The organism is Nostoc sp. CCY 9925 (genome assembly GCF_963920935.1).
Classification (GTDB): Bacteria; Cyanobacteriota; Cyanobacteriia; order Cyanobacteriales; family Nostocaceae; genus Nostoc.
The window spans coordinates 39009-58567 of the sequence record NZ_CAWUDO010000018.1 but is presented as its reverse complement, the minus strand read 5'-3'; the positions used below and the strand labels follow the sequence as shown (position 1 = coordinate 58567).

The window sequence follows — 19559 nt, the reverse complement described above, 5'->3', positions numbered from 1 at the left end:
TCCTAAATGTAATTATGAAGCAGTCCTTAGTAGCACCGTGGCTCGTTATCAGATATTATTTATTGAGTAAAAATATAGTTTTAATTTTAACGATAATCATGACAATAGTGACTACAGGTTGTAGTGGAATAGTATCTCCAAATAATTACTCTATTGTGGATAAAGTCCCAATTAATAATAAACAGAATTTGTATAAATTAAAAATTGGTGTGGTTCCCACGGAAAATTTAATAGAGCAAGAACGGATGATTAAACCTCTCAAAGAATACTTAGAGCAATCTTTTGGGGGAGGAGATAAAATTGACCCACAATTAAAGACAATAGGGAGACAGACAAGACAAAACACAGAAGGAATTCAGAAGAAACAAAATGCGATCGCAATTTCACTAGACTTCCAAATTGGCAAAAGTTACCAGCAAATTATTGATTTGTTGGTGCAGGATAAGTTGGATATGGCTTATTTGGGGCCTGTGAGCTATCTGGAAGCAGTAGACCGGGGTGCTAAAATTGAACCTTTGGTTGCTGCGATCGATAAACATACAGGAGAACCCTGGTATCGCGCGTGTATCATCGTCAAACAAGATAGCCCCATTAAAACCTTAAAAGACCTCAAAGGTAAGCGCATTGCCTTTGTGGACAAATTATCAACCTCTGGCTATTTGATGCCACTAGCTACTTTTAAAAAACTAGAAATTGATTACAAACGCGATTTTTCTCAGGTCATCTATACTGGGAGTCATAGCAAAAGTCTGGCTGCATTAGAAGATGGTATTGTTGATGCCTCGGCTACTAATATTTCTTCATATTTGAAGCGACAAAAAATTGGCAAATTAACACCTCAAAACTATAGATTAGTGTGGCAATCTGCTCCTATACTGAATTTTCCAATAGTAGTATCTAAAAAATTACCTCCAGAGTTAATTCAACAACTCAAGCAAGCTTTTCTTAGCAGCCCAGAAGGTCTTGAGGATATTCTAGGAATTGAGTCAGCCGGATACACCCTTGTTACCCCTTCAGATTATGCTGCTATTGAGCAATTCCGAAAAGATCTCAACTTAATTTCTGTTCCGACAAAATGAAAATCTCTACCAAATTTTTAACGGGTTCCGCTGTGTCTGTCGGACTGATAATAGCAATTCTTGTTGGTAATGCTGTAGCTGTCCAGCAAATTAAGCAGACTATCCGTGAAAAAAGCAATCGAACTACCGAAACTATTAAAGTTGCTCTGACTGCCGAAAATGCTTTAAAATCTGAAATTATTGAACTCAAGGATATTGTTTTACTCAAGAGTCAAGATACAGCAATGGTTAACTCTTCAATTCAGTTTCTCGACTCTCTCAACCAATTAGAAAACTTGATGCCAAATGCTAAGGAAATCTCAGTTATTCGTCGCCGTCACCAATTTCTTAGCCAGTTGGCAAATCAATTAACTCACCGCAATTCCAACGACACTTTTCTAGCAGATTCTCAACAGTATTTTAGAGCTATTAATTCTTTTGACAGAGACATTGAGTTGTTTCTTGCTCAACTGATTGAACGTGCAAATCAGCAGAGTATTTTAGTTGAACAACAGTTAGAAAACTTATATCAAGTGCAGAGAATTATTTCCTTTGCAGTTGTACAAGTAATTATAATTTTATTTGTGAGCAAATTTATGTTGATTTTGCGTCCAATAGTTAAGTCTTTGCAGAATTTACAAACAGGAACGTCAGAAATTGCAGCTGGTAACTTAGATTATCGTCTAGATATTCACACGAAAGATGAAGTAGAAGATCTTGCCGATGCATTTAACCATATGGCAATGAAGCTAGCCGAGTCTCGTGAAACTTTAATGAAAAACACTGAATTAACCCACATAAACCAACGCCTGGAGTTGGAAATTTCTGAACGCAAACAGGCACAGTTAGAACTTCAGAAAGCTTTAAAAGAACTCCAAACCACACAAGCTCAACTGATTCAAACTGAAAAAATGTCTAGTCTAGGGCAACTTGTGGCAGGAGTAGCGCACGAAATTAATAACCCCGTTAACTTTATTTCTGGCAATATTATTTACGTCAGCGAATACACACAACAACTGCTAGAATTAGTACAAATTTATCAAAAAGAATTTCCCAATTCTAGACAGAAAATTCAGGAAAAAATTGATGAGATTGATTTAGAATTTGTAGTAGAGGATCTGCCCAAAATTCTCAGTTCAATGAAAATGGGATCGCGCCGAATTGAGCAAATTGTCTTGTCTTTACGCACCTTCTCTCATCTAGATGAAGCAGATATGAAAGAAGTTGATATTCATGAAGGAATTGAAAGTACACTGCTGATTTTACAGAATCGCTTCAAAGGCAAGCCAGAACATCCCAAAATTGAAATTATCAAGGAATATGGTGAGTTGCCTCTGGTAGAGTGTTATGCAGGGCAATTAAATCAGGTGTTTATGAACGTGATTAATAATGCGATCGATGCTCTGGATATGTACAATGCCCAACGTGAAAAACAAGAGATTGAGAGCAATCCTAGTCAGATTATAATTAATACTAAACTTATTAACAATAACCGAGTGGTAGTGAAAATTGCAGATAACGGGCCAGGGATGACCGAAGAAGTTAAGCAAAAATTGTTTGATCCATTTTTCACGACTAAACCTGTAGGTCAGGGAACAGGACTAGGATTATCGATTAGCTATCAAATTATTGTGCAAAAACACTCTGGAGTGCTGCAATGTAATTCACAATTAGGCAAAGGAACCGAGTTTTGGATTGAGATTCCTTTGCATCAGATCCAAAAACCACTAAACTCTAATGAATTAAAATTGCCTATTGATTGGCAAGGTTCAATTGTCCAGAGTAATTATTAACCGTATTATTCGCTGGATATCAACTATTAAATATTGGGAAAATATTGAATTATCATTTGCGATCGCTCCAAAATTTAATTAAAAAATCAACTAATTAAAAAATAAATTATTGATATTTTGAATTTTGGATTTATCCTCAAATCTAAAATCCAAAATTCAATGATTCTTAACTAGTTATTACTCTCTGCTTTAGCTCTAATTAACCAGTCAGCATCCTGAGCGCCAATTTCTCGACCAGAGGAATCTCCTAAGCGGTCTAGCGCCAATAAACAAGCATATTTCAAATCCCAAATTGGCGAATTTAGGCAAATTTTGAGTTCAGGAATTGCTTTTGGGTTACCCAATTGACCAAGAGCGATCGCACAAGCAGCACGAGATTTTTGAAATTGAGGTTCGCGATTGTGCAAATTTTCTACTAATAAATCGTAAGCAGGAGCATATTTTAACCAACCCAATAGTTTCATCACATGATAATGAGCGCCATAATCGTTATATGCTTTATCTGCATAAGTCGCTAAAAGTGCTGCTGGTGCTTCCTGGTGATAGGTATCTAGTAAAGTTTTTGTTGCTAAATAGCACCGTCCAAAATCAGTTTGATAGAGTTCTTCGATCGCAAAATTCAATACAGGCGTAACGTCATATTCATGTACTAAATCAATATCATTGGGATGATCGTACAATACTTGTTCTAAGTAAGGTTGAACTTCTGCAAAAGTAATTTCACCCGATGGGACACCTGCATTTAAAAGCATCCGCAATCCTCGCAATCGGAACACCAAAGATACAGCACAACGGGCGATTTCTGGGATAGCTTTGTAGTAGCGCGAATCAATTAAATCTTGAATACAACCACGTCGTGCATTCACATTGCTACTCTGCAACAATGCGATTACCTCAGTTATTTGGGAATAGTCACCCGTAAACCGACAAACTGTAGCGATCGCTGCACTACGAGTAGGTTCATCCTCTGCTTCAATAAATTTACGTATACGTTCCAAAGATGGCTGATAATTAGCATCAGCCAAAGTATGAATAATTACTCGATAAATTTGACCTGGTTTATCCAGTAACTGTGCTACTTCTTCCAAGATTTCTGGGTCTTTAGTCCCAATTTCCCCAATTGCCCACACAGTATTTTCCACAGTATAAATATCGTCATCCCTAAGGCACTGGCGAATTACAGGTAAAGCTGATTCAGCTTGCAATCGTCCCAGACTTTCTACAGCCTTACGTCGAACAATGCGGTGGTCTAACTCAGTCGGGTTACTGGTTTCAATCGCCCGCACCAAAGCTGCGATCGATTGTTCTGTGGGGTAATTAATCAAATGCGAAACAGCAATGTATTTATCAGAAGCGTCTTCAAGTTGTTCTAAAGGTGTATCAATAATGGCGATCGCTTGTTCTTCTGTTAGCCCAAAAATGCTAAAAAACCGTTTATCCATTGATTTGTTAATTGCTGAGAAGAATTATCACGTTTACCATCGTACTAGGGACTGGGGACGTACAGACGGGGGGACAAGGAGAATAACTCCTGAGTCAACAGCCAATAGTCAACACTCTCAATCCAAAATCCAAAATCCAAAATAAATATGAGTGATTATTTAGATGATTACGAACTTAATAATCTTGATTTTTACAAAAAAAATCATGGATTACAGCTTTACTACAATTGGTCTGGAGAAATTTGGTGGCAAGAGACACCGGAAAAACCAAAAGAAAAATTGTTCTCTATTATTGGGATGAATGCGACAAAAGTATTTATCAAACCTGATTCTGAGTATGGTGAAGTCGGATATCGTATCAATAGAGAATTAGGCTTATTTTGTGACCCAAATACTCAAGAAATTCTCCATTTTTGGCAATCGCCAACAGCAAATCAACCAGTACCAGTAGTACATATAGCTAATAGAATCGTCCAAGGCTCAGTCAAACCAAAAAAATTTATCATACCTCAAGGGAAGGGATATCTCACCTCTGTAATGGAAATTCCTTTAGAATATCCGCATCCCTTAGCAGGAGATAGTAAATATTCAGATTATTGCCCTGGAGAAAAGTTTAAGGGTGTTGAATATTTTATATCAAATGCCTGCCGACCCGATGTAACTGAAGTTCCTCCTGCTAAATGGGCAAGAGATTGTCCTTGGATGCCTTGGATGAAATTAGGATATGCTCATCCAGCAAAATTAAGATTTGAAACCACAATATTTAGAGTAGATGCTTTTGAAAAACTCGATCCTAAATTGGTCAAACTAGTAAGAGAAAAAGTCCCAATTTATGAATTCACGCCGACAGAAAGCGATGAACCTAATATGACGAGTATTCAGTACTTTAAAAAATACTTTGAGTCATACTTGCGCGGCGATATTTTCCCATTAGAGGAAACCTCTTGATTGGTTTTTAGATAGCAATTCTATTTGAGTTGTGAAAAATATCAGCGGTGGCTGTTGATTGTTGATTGTTGAGAATCGAGGGTTCAGACAAGGGGTGTATGGATGTAGTTGAAAGAAACCCTTACACCCTTATTGCCTATTGCCTATTCCCTGCCATATCATCCAAACCGACTCACGGATTAATCGCAGAATTAGCCATTTTCACTAAAGAAGTGCGATCGCCTGCTTTCAATCCCACAGTATATTGCACACCCTGTTGTCGCCAAGTCAAGGTAGCATCTGAACAATTAGCACCACAACTAAAATCCACAAAATAGCCAGTAATGCCCTTAGCTAAAGACACAGCTTTACCACTGAGGCGTGGTGTTTTCCGAGTTACTGCTTCAGCAGAAAGCACACCTAAACGGCAAGCAGTTCCACCACTACAGTCGGGACTAAAGCCGAGTAAAATATCGTACTTCTTTTGGCTAGCAGTTTCTATAATCGCGTAAATTGGGTTTTCCCCATCCGACTCAGGAATAAACTTCGGCAATAAAATCTTAATTTGAGTTTTTTGCTTTAATTTGGGCAGAATAGACTTAAAAACTGGATGTGACTGGGTTCTAGTCTGTCCTTGTGCTATCAGTTGGGACTGATTGTTGATACTAGCTACTGCTGACTTGTGAAAGCTGCTAAGGCTAACTAATAAAAATACAGCACACACAGCACCAATCTTTCTAAAGCCTAAAATCATCATTACAAACCTATTTCATCTCAAACACTTATTTGTAATACCCATTTTAAGTATCAAATTACGCATTTTCTAATGAAAAAGTGCGAAAGCTGGAAATCATAAAATCCAAAATTAACTAGATATACATAGCGATTAAATATAAAATACCAACTGATGATTTCATCAGCTTTTACCTTCTGACTTGAAAGTGCTAAGTGCTGAGCAAAAATGCTACTCCCTACTCTCCGTTTCTTATTACTTGAGAGTTAAAAATCTGATAAATTTTTGATTATATAGATAAAAATAGATAAAAGGTCACTTGACCTCTAACTATTAATCGGATAGCCTTAGCGTTCAGAAACATTTTATTGGGAAACCCATGAACAGAAAACTAATACTTAATTTGCTGTCCAGTTCGACGATTTTCACTTCGCTGATATCTACCCTGGGAGTATTTCATCCTGCTCATGCTAGTGCTACTCAGCGATTAATGCACACACAAGACGGTCGTACCTGTATTACCAACCCACATGGTGGAAAAGATTTCATATGTATTCGAGATTCAGAGAGAAAGCAACCGTATACCGCTCAACAACGTTCTGCAACAATTGTCACATCAATATCAGATGAGAATATTGCCATGTTGAACTTTACTGAAGAGGAAAGCGATGCAGCAATTAAATTATTCGCCTGCGACTGTCCATATTGCATAAATTCCTTGCGTCAGTTGCGTGGTACTGGAAACTTGGTTTACTAAGCTTCAAAAGCATTGATGGCGATCGCAATAACTCCTAGTAAACTGTTAACAACATTCTGATAGCTTGCATAGGTGTACCAATTTGGGATTTTAGATTTTGGACTTTCCTGCGGAACGCTACGCGAACGGCTACCCTCAGTCGAACAATTTGGCATTAAAAGCCTTCATTACAAAGCTGTTCAGCCAAATTTCCAACAAGACTACTTATCCTAATGTGGTATCAAAGTATATAAACCGAAAAAAGCATTTTTAATTAGAACCAGAGGCAAGAAGACGCGGGGATGCGGAAATTAATTTTTCGGTGTTACTATGTTCCCGCGTCCCCGTGTCCTCTTCATTCAACCACTTCATTCACAGGGAATCTATCAATCAGTTGCATTGCTCGATAAGCATTACGCTGGAAAGAGTCTGGCAAATGGGGAACATGGGGTATCTGCGATAATAAATCCAACGTCCGCCGTAAAATTCTCACCACGTCGCCTTCATCCAAAGTGGTGTTGTTGCACAGTTCTATCCACTCCATACCTAACGCCCATTGTTCCACTAGGGCAATTAACTCAAACTCCAACCATATAGGTAATGCTACGTTATACCGCCGTTGTAGTTGGAACATTTGACGGCGAATTCCGCGCAATTTTGCCAAGGCTTCTGTGACTTCATTACTGAGGTCAAAGTTAACCTTACTATCTGGACGGGGAGTTTCTGTCACCAAAGCCGCTGCTGCTGCTGCTAAATGGTGCGGATCTAAGTTGTCCAATTCACCACTAGCGAATACTAAACCCAGCCACAATTCATTTTCACCCCGGATGGCAGCAGCCATTTGCCCTAGTTGTGTGGGCACTAAGTTATCCAATGCGCCAAAGTGTTGCAGAATTGCGATTAAATTAACAAACTCTTCCCAATGACGTTGTGACTGTTGCTCTACTGTACCTTGTAACTCTTCGAGTTCGGCTTCTAGTTCGACATAGCGGGCCCGGCGTTTGAAAATCGTTCCCGCATTGCCTGATTGATGCACGGGATGAGCTTCTAGTTGCTCTTGGATGGCAGTAACACGACTGAGTTGTTCGGCTACTTCTGGTGCCATATACAAAGACTCTACCGCATTGGGAATCTGAGTGGCGATCGCAAATGTTTCTTGACCACCAAGGAGTGACTGTCCCGGTTTCAAGGGCATTTCTGCTGGTGGTAGCACCTCAGGTGGCACTTCAACTCGTGGCAGTTCGGCATACAAATCCACTACATCCCCTGTAGTTGCCACATACCAACGATTATCGTGTCCCAAGCATACCAAGTAAGGATCTTCACCAGAACCAGGCGTTTTTCCCACTAAGACTGCGGTTACAGGTGTAGACACTGGAATATTTTTACCTTTGAGACTCAACAGAGTTCCTGAGACTGCAAAGCCCAACATCATCGCCAATTGTTCTTGTCTATCTGACTGGGCTTGTTCTTGCAGGGTTTTTAATATCTGGCGTTCTACTTTTAAACGTTGCCGCAATTTCTCATAAACAGCCAGTTCATTTTCATCAACGGCGGCGATTTGTTCGTGTAATTGGGCTAACTGTGCTTGCAGTTCGGCAATCTCATCGTATTCTGGCCTTAAATGCAACGTCGCCATGTACTGCCCAAAACTGCGTTCTATCAGTTCCCTGGCTTGCTCTAAGGTATGGGTTTGCAGCAAATTGAGTACCATACCGTAACTGGGCGTAAACTGGCTGACTAGAGGATCTGGCTTGGATGTGGCCAAATATGCCGCTTCTTTAGATCCTTCAAAGGGAGTTTGTACTGTCACCACATGACCTTGTTTATCCATCCCTCTGCGGCCTGCCCGTCCCGCCATTTGCAGGAATTCGGAAGCGTTCAGGAGGCGGTGTCCTGTGTCAGTACGCTTGGAAAGGGTAGAAATTACTGTTGTCCGGGCGGGCATATTAATTCCCGCCGCCAGTGTCTCAGTAGCGAATACGACTTTAATCAGCCCTTGCTGAAATAGTTCTTCTACCAGTGCTTTCCATGCAGGTAAAATCCCAGCGTGATGGGCGGCAATTCCTCGGTACAAGGGAGCGATTTGTCCAGAACGTCCTGCCTCAGGATTACGGTTTAAAAACTCATCAATTTGTTCCCGTAAAATTTGGGACTCTTCATTATTTACCAGCCATAAATCACCCACTTCTGCCACTGCTTTATCACATCCCCGGCGGCTGAAGATAAAGTAAATAGCTGGTAGCATATCCCGTTGCTGCAAGTGGCTCAAGGTATAAATTATGCCGGGAGCCTCTGGTCTACCAGCTTTCCCCCGATCGCCTTGTCTTCTTTTGCCCCGATTAGCTAGACGGGGGTTAATTTTGGTTTTGCTGTCATTGAGCAGGGGAAATAATCCTTTGGGATTGCAAAAATGAAATTCCAAAGGTACTGGGCGAAAATCGGAGTAAATCAGGTCTGTTGGCCCGTGGACGCGATTTAGCCAGTCGGTGAGTTGATCGCTATTAGCTACCGTGGCGGAAAGGGCTGCTAGTTGAACTTCACGGGGACAGTAGATGATTGATTCTTCCCAAACTGTACCGCGTTGGCGATCGTTCATGTAGTGGCACTCATCTAGCACCACCGCGTCAACGTCTACTAATGAAATGCCGACTTGCCCAATGGGTGTACCATAGAGCATATTTCGGAAAATTTCTGTGGTCATCACCAAAATCGGTGCATCCCTGTTAATGGAAGCATCTCCAGTTAACAGTCCCACCAGATCAAACCCGAATTTTTCTCGAAAATCACGTAATTTTTGATTCGACAGCGCCTTCAGGGGAGTAGTGTAAAACACACGTTTTCCTCGCGACAGGGCGCGATAAATGGCGTATTCCCCTACTAATGTTTTGCCCGAACCTGTAGGCGCACACACAACTACGGAACGTCCAGCATTGAGGGATGCGATCGCATCTTTCTGGAACTGATCCAGTTCAAAGGGAAATATCGACCTCAGGTCAAGTTCAGGAGACGGCGCGGGATAATTCACTCAATCACATTTGCAACCAGACTGTTTACTATACTAACGGGTCTTTTGTCAACTTCGTTAGTGGGAATGGCGATTGGGGATTGGGGATTGGGTACTGGGCATTGCAGAGTGCTGAGTTAGGAGTTAGGTACAGATGCGATTAATCCCGTCTGTACAGGAATTATTCTCCTTGTCCCCTTCTCTCCCCATCTCCCAGTCCCCAGTCAGCAATCACTAGTCCCCAGTTCCTATTTTCCCAGCTCTTGCGATCGCTCTGTGGCAGCTTTCACTGCTTCAATTAAAGCTGAGCGAAATCCTGCCTTTTCTAGCTTGGTAATCCCAGCGATTGTCGTACCACCGGGGCTAGTAACGCGATCTTTGAGTTCTGCTGGGTGCATTTTGGTTTCCTGCAACAGTTTCGCTGTTCCCAGTACTGTTTGCAAGGCTAGTTGATTGGCAATGACTCTGGGTAAACCTGCGGCTACTCCGCCATCAGCAAGTGCTTCTACCAACAGCGCCACGTAAGCTGGACCGCTACCAGATAGCCCTGTCACTGCGTCCATCAGCACTTCTGGTACTTCTACGACTTCCCCCACAGCAGAAAAAACTTGATGTGCTATTTGGTGATGCTTCTGGTTGGTGTATGCACCCGAACAAATTGCTGTAACTCCTGCTCCCACCGTTGCTGGGGTGTTGGGCATTGCTCTGATGACTGGCAATTGCACAAATGCAGCTTCTAACTGACTTAAAGGTACACCCGCTAAGATAGAAATAATCAACGGTGGGTGTTCTATATTCAGAATATCAATATCTGCTAATTCTTGAGCGATAGTACTAAATACCTGTGGTTTCACTGCCAAAAACACAACTTCTTTTGCTTGGGTGAAAACCTGGCTACTATCAGTAGTTACAACAACATTGTAGTGCTGCTTTAAAAATTCCTGGCGTGAGGGTAGCGGTTCGCTAACGATGACTTCTGAGGATTGGTAAATTCCTAGCGCGATAAGGCGGGATAACAGCGATTCTCCCATTACCCCACCACCAATTAAGCCAAATTTAATAGTCATTAGTCATTTGCCATTGGTCATTAGTCGTTTGTCATTAGTCACTTGTACTGAGGGTTCGTCTAGCGTCTCATAGAGAAGCCGAAGTATTGCTCATTGTTTTATTGTTAACTAACAAAGGACAAGGGACAAAGGACAAAAGACTAATTTAACTTTATTGTGCTGCCATCCGGTTAGGTTCGTTGCCCCAATTTTGATTTGTAGATGTAGAACCTGTGGGACGAGATGGACGGGCTGGAGGTTGAGGTACTTCATGAAGAACCCCTCCTTGGGTGCTAACTTGTACACAGCTTGGCGTAAACAAAAAGATACTTTCACCGATGCGCTCTTGATGTCCATCTAGAGCGTAAGTACCACCTGCGACAAAATCTACTGCTCGCTGAGCTTGATCTGGGTCCATGATTGTCAGATTTAATACCACTGACTTGCGTTCTCGCAGCGCTTGAATGGCCTGGGGCATTTCTTCAAAGGTGCGTGGTTCGAGTACTAAAACTTCCGAAATTCCGTTAATTGCTCCTGGCATACCAATCACATTCCCCATTGGTTTTGACCCTGCTGCTATCTCTTCTCCCATTGTAGGCACTGGTTCCCGCCAACGTCGATTTTGAGTTGCTGGGGCTTCTTGTGGTACTGGCTGGGGATTTTCTTGCTGATACAGATTTTGGTAATTATTGTCTGTATCTGGTTCTTCTTCGTAATACTCGTATTCCACTTGCTCATTTAGACCTACAAAGTCTCTGAGTTTGGAAAATATGTTGTTCATTGTTGTACTCTCCTGGTGCGAATAGTCGGTATTGACTTGGCTTAGGATTTATTTAGCCATCTGCGATCGCTACATAGGTGGATACTTCAGCAAATATATTGCTACTTGTAGCCTATACTACGGGCTTTGACGATGAACAGACACTTTTAGCAAGGTCTGTCATCGCCTAAACATAATAATGAGTCAAGATTATATCCTAAGGTTTGTCCGAAGGAAAGTTCTTTTTACCCGAATTTTACTTGGCGATTGCTCTTGTCAATACTATATCCTTTGTTTCCAATTGCACCAGTCTGTTACAAAATTGTTGTCATCAAACCCTGATCTCTAATTAATACTTCACCACAAGGCTGATAACTAGCGTGCTAAAGGCGATCGCCAAACAAGATTGTTCCTAATCGTACCATCGTTGCGCCTGCTTGCACTGCCAGTTCGTAGTCGCCTGACATACCCATAGACAAGTGCTGCATTTTAATGTGCGACCAGTTTTGCTCTTGGATTTCTTTTGCCAGTTCGCGACATCGATTAAACACACTTAGAATTTCGGCATTATCTAGTCCTGAAGGCGGAATTGTCATCAAACCTTGAATTTGTAAAGTTTTGCATTGATTGAGGGCGGGTAAATCAGCCAAAAGTTCTGGCACACTCCAACCCGATTTGTTGGGATCGGGAAGAATTTTCACTTGCAAGCAAACTTGGGGACTCACTCCTAGCTGTTGCGCCAACTGTTCTAAGCGCACTGCCAGCTTTAAATTATCTACGGAGTGAATCCAATGGAATTGTTCAATGGCTTTTTTGGCTTTATTGGTTTGCAAATGTCCAATAAAGTGCCAAGTGATATCCGATAAGTCTTGCAACTGGGCTTGTTTAATGCTGGCTTCTTGGATACGACTCTCCCCAAAATCACGAATTCCTGCGGTATAGGCAGAGCGAATCGCCTCAGCAGGAACTTGCTTGCTAACAGCAATCAATCTGACTGAAGTTGGTAGCGAGGAGCGAATGGTAACAATACGTTCGTAAATCGAACTGCTCATTGGAAGGTGCGTTGGAAAACACTCTGAAGCTGATCGTACTCCTGAGATTGCCCACTGCGACGCAGAGTACGCAAGCGATTTTCCAACATCATTCTAGCTTCGGTGCGTCCTATGGGCTGGAACTTAACACCTTTAATGTCATTTGCCACCAAAAAAAATAAACGCTGGGCATAAAGTGTCGTGAACAGATCCTGGCTCTCATCAACCATACAGATCTTGTAAAGTAAACCCCAAGTTGGATGATTTATGTAAGTTTCTGCGTTTTCTGGATTCATTTAATAGTCAAGGTGGGGGATATGTATATGCTTTCGCAGTTCATTCCAAACATTCAGACGATAATACCAACATTCGTCAGAATATTTTCTTAAAATGCGAAACTGTGGTTTTGAAGACCTTGATCTAGTTTTTAAGTGAGCAAATTAAGCTAGCGGTAGTGAGGCGGAAGTTGTTGAAAGCTTGGCTTAGCAAGGGAAAACACCCGATAAACTTCCCAAGTGCAAGCAGCCAATTTTCTAACTTCTTTCCATACTGCCACAACTGTTGGCTAATGGAGCAAAATAAGTGATGGGAATGGGGATTGGGGACTGGGAGAATAACTTTTAATTGCTCACTCACAGCTCAGCAATCCCAATGCCTCATTCCCTACTCCCCACTCCCTTGTCGATTATTCAGCATTTTCAGTGCTGCCAGTTGTGCTTGAGCTTTGTGCAGAGATTCATACCATTCTCTCTCAGGATCGCTGTCTGCGACAATTCCCGCGCCGACTTGTCCCCAGACAATGTTGAGTGGAGGGTGGGGGGATGAGGGGGATGAGGAACTAATTTTTCCCCCTGCTCCCCCTGCTCCCCCATCTCGTCCAGCTTCATCCACAGGGGCTAGTAGCAGGGTGCGGATTAAGATATTTAAGTCTAAATTGCCGCGCCAATCTAAATAGCCGCAGGAACCGTAGAATAAGCTGCGTCGCACAGGTTCTAGTTCTTCGATAATTTCCATGCAACGGATTTTGGGACAACCTGTAATTGTGCCACCTGGGAAGGTGGCGCGAATCAAATCAGTGGTAGTGCGATCGCCTTTTAAAGTACCTTTGATGTTACTGACAAGATGCATCACATGGCTATATCGCTCAATTGTCAGTAATTCGTCTACAACAACACTCCCCCACTCACAAACTCGCCCTAAATCATTGCGTTCCAAATCCACAAGCATGATGTGTTCAGCACGTTCTTTGGTGTTGCTGAGTAAATCTTGTGCCAGTTGCATATCTTGTTGTGGGGTTGTGCCACGCGATCGCGTCCCGGCGATCGGTCTGGTTTCGGCTTGTCGATTTTGCAACAATACCAACCGCTCCGGCGAACAACTCATGACTTCTCCCCAAGGCGTTTGCCAATAGCTAGCAAAAGGAGAAGGATTGATTTTTTGCAAAGCTTGGTAAATTTGCCAACCAGAAGCCGCTGTAGAAGCTTGAAATCGCAATGAAAGATTTGTCTGAAAGATATCTCCAGCTTGAATATATTTTTTCGCCTGGTTGACAGCTGTTTCATAATCTGCCTGGGATGTCAAAAAAAGAGGAGGAGATGGGGTATGGGGGATTGGGCATGGGGGAGCCACTGCGGTCTTGGGGTTTCCCCAAGTGGAGCAAGTGGCGTTATGGGGAAGAGGCAGGGGTATAGGGTGCAGGGTGCAGGGGAGAAGCTCCTCCCCTCTGCCCCCTGCCCCCTGCTCCTCTGCTTGTCCCTCATCTCCCTCATCGCTTGGTCTGTTCTGCAATTTTTCCTCTAATTCATTGAGTCCACTCAGATTGCTGGCTGCTAACCAAAGAATTTGTTCGGCGTGATCTAAAACGGCAAAACAATCTGGTTCGTACCAAAAAGCTACAGGAAATGGTAGGGGATCAATTTTTTTAGCGGGTAGCTGTTCAATTTCCCATGCAATATCGTAGCCTAGCCAACCCAACCAACCACCGCTGAAAGGGAGGTGAGATGGCGAAGATAAGGGAGATTGAGAAGATAAGGAAGAAAATTCTACCTCATTCTCCTCCACCGTTTGCTGCAACAATTTTTCTAGAAAGGGGAAAACCTGTCCTAGTGCTGGTGTCCACATTTGTGTAACGCCATCGATTAGACGAGGAGCACCTGCACATATAGAATATCGACTGAGCTGGGGATGTTCGATTGGCGTTGGGTAGGGACTTTCCAGTAAGGTAGCAATTCCCATTAGGGTACTGGGGCGAAACAAGGCAGCAAAAACTTCGGAACCTGTGCGCTTTTCTAAGGGTAGCGATCGCCAATACCAAGCCTTGGTCATACTATATTAGAAACTTTCTATTTTCAAGGGTGGCAAATTAGACTTTAGTTCCTACAGCTAGCCGTATTCCCCAGAATAAGACTAAAGTTGCAATGGCAAACCAGTCAAGGGTTTTTAATCGTAAGTCGTGCCACTGCACTCTATGTTCGTTGGGACTGGTAAAACCCCGCACCATCATTGCATTCGCCATTTGTTCAGCTCGTAAGAGCAGATTATCTAACAATCTCTCTGCCACTGTCATCCAAACCTTAAATGCTCCTTTTAATCCCAACTTTTTCCAATTAATTGCCCTTGTCATTACAGAACGAAATAAGTTTTGTACTTCTTCTAAAACTAAAGGAATAAAGCGTAAAGATAAAGTTAAAGTTAAAGTAATTTCTGTAACAGGCAACTTCAGACGCCGTAGGGGTTGCATTAAGCTTTCTATGCCAGATGTGATTTCTTCTGGTGCAGTTGTCAGTAAATACAGGTTGGTACTGTAAATCACGGTAAATATAATCGAACTCAGACTAACTCCCAAATCCAAAGAGCGGCGAGTCACTCTGACTGGACCTTTGTGAAATAGCACGTAGCTGTATTTTTGCTTATCGCTTGCTTGTTCTTCAACTACATTATTGGAGTTTGCTGGCTGAGTTAATATTTGTTCATTTGCTGGCAGGCGTGGCTGATAATCTACACCCATTGCATCGGGACTGATGGCTGCGATCGCTAGAACAAAAAATGATAGCATTAACAGCCAACCCATTTGCTGCCGCCATACTCGTGGGGGAATTTTTGCAAATAAGGTAGCAAGGATCAATATTACCACCAACAGCACCCGCCAATAGTTGTTGGCTAATACATAGCTGGTTAAGAAACTCATCAACCAAGCAAACTTGACTCGCGGATCGATTTTATGCAACCAAGTTTGGGGTTGTTCTAAATAAAGTCCAAGTGGTAGCGATCGCAGTAAATCCATGTTTTGTCATTAGTCATTAGTTATTAGTCATTAGTCATTAGGTCAAGGAAAAATGACTAATAACAAGCGACGATTATTACACGCGTGTTGCTCGATTAACACTACCACTTTCAACATCACGAACTTTTTTACTCCGCCAGAGTAAACGAATGGGGCTACCTTTAAATCCTAGCTGTTCCCGGAATTGTCGCTCAATGTAGCGGCGGTAGTTGTCGTTAAACCGTTTGGCATCGTTGACAAATAAGGCGATGGTTGGCGGTTGGGTACTCACTTGCGTACCATAATAAATCTTGCCCTGACGCCCGCCACGAGATGCTGGTGGTGAATGCCAACTCACAGCATCTGTTAATACTTCGTTAATAACTGATGTGCTGACTCGGCGTTTGTGTGATTCCGCCGCCGTTTTCACTAAATCTAGAATTTTGTCTACCCGTTGTCCTGACAAGGCACTGACAAAGATTGTTTCTGCCCATTCAGTAAAATGTAACCGTGCTTGCAGACTTTTTTCGTAGTCGTAGATGGTGTAAGAGTCTTTCTCCACAGCATCCCACTTATTAACCACGATGATGCAAGCTCGACCTTCATCGATAATCCGCCCAGCTAATTTTTGGTCTTGCTCTGTGACCCCATCTAGGGCATCAAGTACTAATAAAACCACATCGGCGCGGCGAATTGCTTTGAAAGCTCGGTTAATACTAAAAAATTCTGTGCCGTATTCTATTTGTTTCTTTTTGCGAATCCCGGCGGTGTCAATCAAGCGATAAGTTTGTCCGTCCCGTTCAACCACGGTATCAATTGCATCTCGGGTAGTACCGGAAATCGGGCTGACAATTGCTCTTTCTTCACCAACAAAAGAATTGAGTAAACTAGATTTGCCCACATTTGGGCGTCCCACAATTGCAACTTTGATTTCGTTAGTTTCTGGGATTTCTCCAGCAGCGGGTATGTGAATAATTAACTCATCAAGCAAGTCTCCTGTACCACTCCCATGAATGGCTGAGATGGCATAAGGTTCGCCCAATCCCAATTCCCAAAATTCAGCAGCTTGGATTACGCCTTGTTCTGGAGATTCACATTTATTGACAGCTAATAGCACGGGTACAGGTTGTTGGCGCAACCAGGTAGCGATTTCTTGGTCTGCCGATGTCGGGCCTGTTTGACCATCGACTACAAAAATCGCAGCACTGGCTTCTGCGAGGGCTGTCATTGCCTGTTGGCGAATCAGTGGTAAAAATTCGGTATCATCGTTAAACACTAAACCACCAGTGTCTACCACTAAAAACTCGCGATCGCTCCAGTAAGCGTCCATGTAAGTGCGATCACGTGTCACTCCCGGTTCATCATGGACAATCGCCGTTTGTTCCCCGGCGAGACGATTAACCAGGGTAGATTTGCCCACATTTGGGCGTCCGATAATAGCAACAATTGGCAGTCCCATAAAACCAGGGTAAGTGAGAGACGTAGTATATCACATACTTACATTATATGAGGGGAGTGGGGCATAGGGCATTGGGGAGCCACTGCGTTGGGCGGCTTTGCCGACTTGAAGCAAGTGGCGTCATGGGGAGATAAGGGGCAAAGGAGCCGAGGGGCAGAGGGAAAACAGCTATCCTTCACCTCTGCTCCCCATCTTCTTTTCCATGCCCCATGCCCTTTTTCAAGACAAGAAAAAAAGGTAGGTGACCCTACCTCGAACCCAAAAAAAGCATTTTGTAACCAAATACCAAATTCAATATCACACAGGTTTTTGACAAATCCATTGCAAAACTATGACGAAGGTATGACGCTTAATTTTCAGTGGATTTTGCTATTGACCCAAGTTGCAACCCAGGGGGATAACTACCTTCTTGTTTGATACGCTTGATTTCAGCATCTGCGATCCGCAAATTTAATTTTTGCGCTAACGCCCGGACAATATCTCCCCGGTCAATGACACCAGCTACAGCACCAGCAGGAGAAAGTACAGTAATCCAAGATAACTGCTGATTTTCTAGTTTGTTAATTACCTCAGCTATAGGTGTGGATTCGGCAACATTAGGTATTTCTGTCAAGGGGTGCGCGATGTTGTGTACGGTTTGGGTTTCCCATTGACTCCTTTCAATTACACGCAAATCGTCAATGGCAACCAAACCCCGATAACGTCCATCAGAAGCAGCAAAATAAACTTGTAGAGGAGCAGTTTCCAATAGGTATAAATCGGCAAAGGAACGCAATGTCTGGTCAGCATCAACTACTCGATAGTCGCGGGTCATGGCATCGGCCGCCACGACTTTTAATAAGCTTTCTTGCAGTGTGGTCACGTTGTCATAGCTGTTAGCGTTGCGGACAGCAAACCAACCCAATAGTGCGACCCACAAACCAAGCACTAATTCCCTAGTCAAGAAATCTATGACAAATCCTAAAGCGATCGCACCATAACCCAAAATTTGTCCTGCTCTTGCAGCCCAGTGTACAGCTTGGAAACGATTACCTGTTACTTGCCATAGTGCTGCTTTTAACACTTGTCCTCCATCTAGAGGCAAACCAGGAATCATGTTAAATAGTGCCAATACCAAGTTAATTCTTGCCAAATCTCCCACCATCATACTAACTGCACTAGTATCAGGTAAAACACTGGCTACTAAACGGAGCAGGAAAAATAGTACGATACTCACCAAAGGGCCAGCGATCGCTACTTGAAACGCCTGTGCTGGAGTTTTAGATTCTTCTTCTATGGCAGCGATGCCACCAAACAAAAACAGGGTAATAGAGTTAACTTTAATGCCTTGCGATCGGGCTACCAAGCTGTGACCCAACTCATGTAACAACACGGAAGCAAATAGCAGCAGTGCCATAACTATTCCTGCACTCCAGGCTACAACATTCCCCCATTCTTGGTAAGCTACCCCAAAATTCAGAGTTGCCAACCCTAAAATCACGAACCACAGCGGGTCTAAAAACAGGGGAATTCCAAATAAAGACCCAATTTTCCAATTTGTTTGCATTATATTGTCCTAAAACTGGATATTTCTAATAGCTCCTACACCGTAATATTTCGTAAATTTTGGTAAATATATATTCCAAGCATCACTACACTTTTTGCAGAAGTGGGGAAAAGCGTAAGGGATAACAGGGAAAGGGATGGGATTTTCCCTTTGCCCTTTAACCTTTTCCCTGCCTCTTGCAAAAGGAAATTTTGCAAGAGGTCTACTGAATTGATGCTCAGTTATCAAATGCTCTAATTTCTAGAATAGACAAATAAACTACTCATGGTTCAGCCGTAGACAACCATGAGTAGTTCGCAACCTCTATCCTCAGTTAGAGCAACTAAACTCAGCCTGACTGGGTGATGCTCACTCGTTCCTCTTGTTTAGAGAAAGAACCGGAATTGTTAATGCAACGTTAAAAGCAAGGCTTCTGTAATTCCAAACCTATAGACGACCGATGTTAGTTAGTCCTAAAACAATGCCAACACCAATGATATGACCGAAAGCCATCGCAGCAACGAATGTTGGAATGCTTACAGGCAATATAGGGAACTTGGGGCCAACTAGGGGTTTTTCAATCCTAGTACTTAGCAAAAGAACTACTAAACTACTAACACTGATGATAATTCCTACTGTGGGACTCCACACGGGTGTTGGAGGAACAGATGCTGCTACTGCTAGTAAATTAGATGAAATCAAGCTTTTGTCTCCTAAATGGAAAACTTAATGTAGACCTAAAAGATTATAAAGTTAGCAGGCGCAAAAGTTTTTGAGATA

At 42.5% G+C, this 19559-nt stretch carries 17 protein-coding genes; 4 read left to right on the top strand and 13 right to left on the bottom strand.

Annotated features, from left to right (window positions below):
* The first annotated feature begins 98 nt into the window (after positions 1–98).
* Positions 99–1079 (top strand): phosphate/phosphite/phosphonate ABC transporter substrate-binding protein, encoded by a 981-nt coding sequence (gene phnD, locus ACM0OY_RS12300; protein WP_414569133.1) that lies wholly within the window; start codon positions 99–101, stop codon positions 1077–1079.
* Entirely contained in the window at positions 1076–2851 is a 1776-nt protein-coding gene (locus ACM0OY_RS12295) for a sensor histidine kinase (protein ID WP_414569132.1), read from the top strand. Before phnD ends, ACM0OY_RS12295 begins: the two co-directional genes overlap by 4 nt.
* Positions 2852–3021: 170 nt before the next feature.
* Here ACM0OY_RS12295 and ACM0OY_RS12290 read toward each other — a convergent pair whose 3' ends face one another.
* A complete protein-coding gene (locus ACM0OY_RS12290; RefSeq protein ID WP_414569131.1) occupies positions 3022–4293 on the bottom strand; it encodes a HEAT repeat domain-containing protein in 1272 nt (423 codons plus the stop codon).
* A 147-nt stretch (positions 4294–4440) separates the two neighbouring features.
* Between ACM0OY_RS12290 and ACM0OY_RS12285 the strand changes: the two genes are divergently transcribed.
* A complete protein-coding gene (locus tag ACM0OY_RS12285) occupies positions 4441–5241 on the top strand; it encodes a DUF1838 family protein (protein WP_414569130.1) in 801 nt (266 codons plus the stop codon).
* A 172-nt stretch (positions 5242–5413) separates the two neighbouring features.
* On the opposite strand, the gene ACM0OY_RS12280 is transcribed toward ACM0OY_RS12285, so the two are convergent.
* The gene (locus ACM0OY_RS12280) at positions 5414–5974 is read right to left on the bottom strand and encodes a hypothetical protein (protein WP_414569167.1); all 561 of its coding nucleotides are present in this window, start codon (positions 5972–5974) and stop codon (positions 5414–5416) included.
* 358 nt (positions 5975–6332) lie between these two features.
* On the opposite strand from ACM0OY_RS12280, the gene ACM0OY_RS12275 reads away from it, so the two are divergent.
* On the top strand, positions 6333–6710 hold the full coding sequence (locus ACM0OY_RS12275) for a hypothetical protein (RefSeq protein ID WP_414569129.1): 378 nt from the start codon (positions 6333–6335) through the stop codon (positions 6708–6710).
* On the opposite strand, the gene ACM0OY_RS12270 is transcribed toward ACM0OY_RS12275, so the two are convergent.
* From ACM0OY_RS12270 to psaK, 11 genes are all read right to left on the bottom strand, one after another.
* Positions 6707–6865 carry a hypothetical protein gene (locus ACM0OY_RS12270; RefSeq protein ID WP_414569128.1) on the bottom strand — a complete coding sequence of 53 codons (159 nt, stop codon included), beginning with the start codon at positions 6863–6865 and terminating at the stop codon, positions 6707–6709. The genes ACM0OY_RS12275 and ACM0OY_RS12270 overlap by 4 nt on opposite strands.
* Before the next feature lie 179 nt (positions 6866–7044).
* A complete protein-coding gene (locus ACM0OY_RS12265) occupies positions 7045–9717 on the bottom strand; it encodes a DEAD/DEAH box helicase (protein WP_414569127.1) in 2673 nt (890 codons plus the stop codon).
* A gap of 227 nt (positions 9718–9944) precedes the next feature.
* Positions 9945–10763, bottom strand: coding sequence for a pyrroline-5-carboxylate reductase (proC, locus tag ACM0OY_RS12260; RefSeq protein WP_414569126.1), 819 nt, complete (start codon positions 10761–10763; stop codon positions 9945–9947).
* A gap of 151 nt (positions 10764–10914) precedes the next feature.
* On the bottom strand, positions 10915–11523 hold the full coding sequence (locus ACM0OY_RS12255) for a cell division protein SepF (RefSeq protein WP_414569125.1): 609 nt from the start codon (positions 11521–11523) through the stop codon (positions 10915–10917).
* 362 nt (positions 11524–11885) lie between these two features.
* A complete protein-coding gene (locus tag ACM0OY_RS12250; RefSeq protein WP_414569124.1) occupies positions 11886–12554 on the bottom strand; it encodes a YggS family pyridoxal phosphate-dependent enzyme in 669 nt (222 codons plus the stop codon).
* On the bottom strand, positions 12551–12829 hold the full coding sequence (pipX, locus tag ACM0OY_RS12245; RefSeq protein ID WP_414569123.1) for a transcriptional coactivator PipX: 279 nt from the start codon (positions 12827–12829) through the stop codon (positions 12551–12553). Before pipX ends, ACM0OY_RS12250 begins: the two co-directional genes overlap by 4 nt.
* Positions 12830–13196: 367 nt before the next feature.
* The gene (locus tag ACM0OY_RS12240) at positions 13197–14858 is read right to left on the bottom strand and encodes a chorismate-binding protein (protein ID WP_414569122.1); all 1662 of its coding nucleotides are present in this window, start codon (positions 14856–14858) and stop codon (positions 13197–13199) included.
* Positions 14859–14895: 37 nt separating this feature from the next.
* Complete coding sequence (locus ACM0OY_RS12235; RefSeq protein WP_414569121.1) at positions 14896–15816, bottom strand: energy-coupling factor transporter transmembrane component T family protein; 921 nt, start codon at positions 15814–15816, stop codon at positions 14896–14898.
* Positions 15817–15892: 76 nt separating this feature from the next.
* On the bottom strand, positions 15893–17254 hold the full coding sequence (der, locus tag ACM0OY_RS12230) for a ribosome biogenesis GTPase Der (RefSeq protein ID WP_414569120.1): 1362 nt from the start codon (positions 17252–17254) through the stop codon (positions 15893–15895).
* Between the two features lie 349 nt (positions 17255–17603).
* The gene (locus ACM0OY_RS12225; protein WP_414569119.1) at positions 17604–18800 is read right to left on the bottom strand and encodes a site-2 protease family protein; all 1197 of its coding nucleotides are present in this window, start codon (positions 18798–18800) and stop codon (positions 17604–17606) included.
* Positions 18801–19226: 426 nt separating this feature from the next.
* Positions 19227–19481: a photosystem I reaction center subunit PsaK gene (gene psaK, locus ACM0OY_RS12220; protein WP_414569118.1), complete on the bottom strand. Its 255-nt coding sequence runs from the start codon at positions 19479–19481 to the stop codon at positions 19227–19229.
* Positions 19482–19559 lie beyond the last annotated feature (78 nt).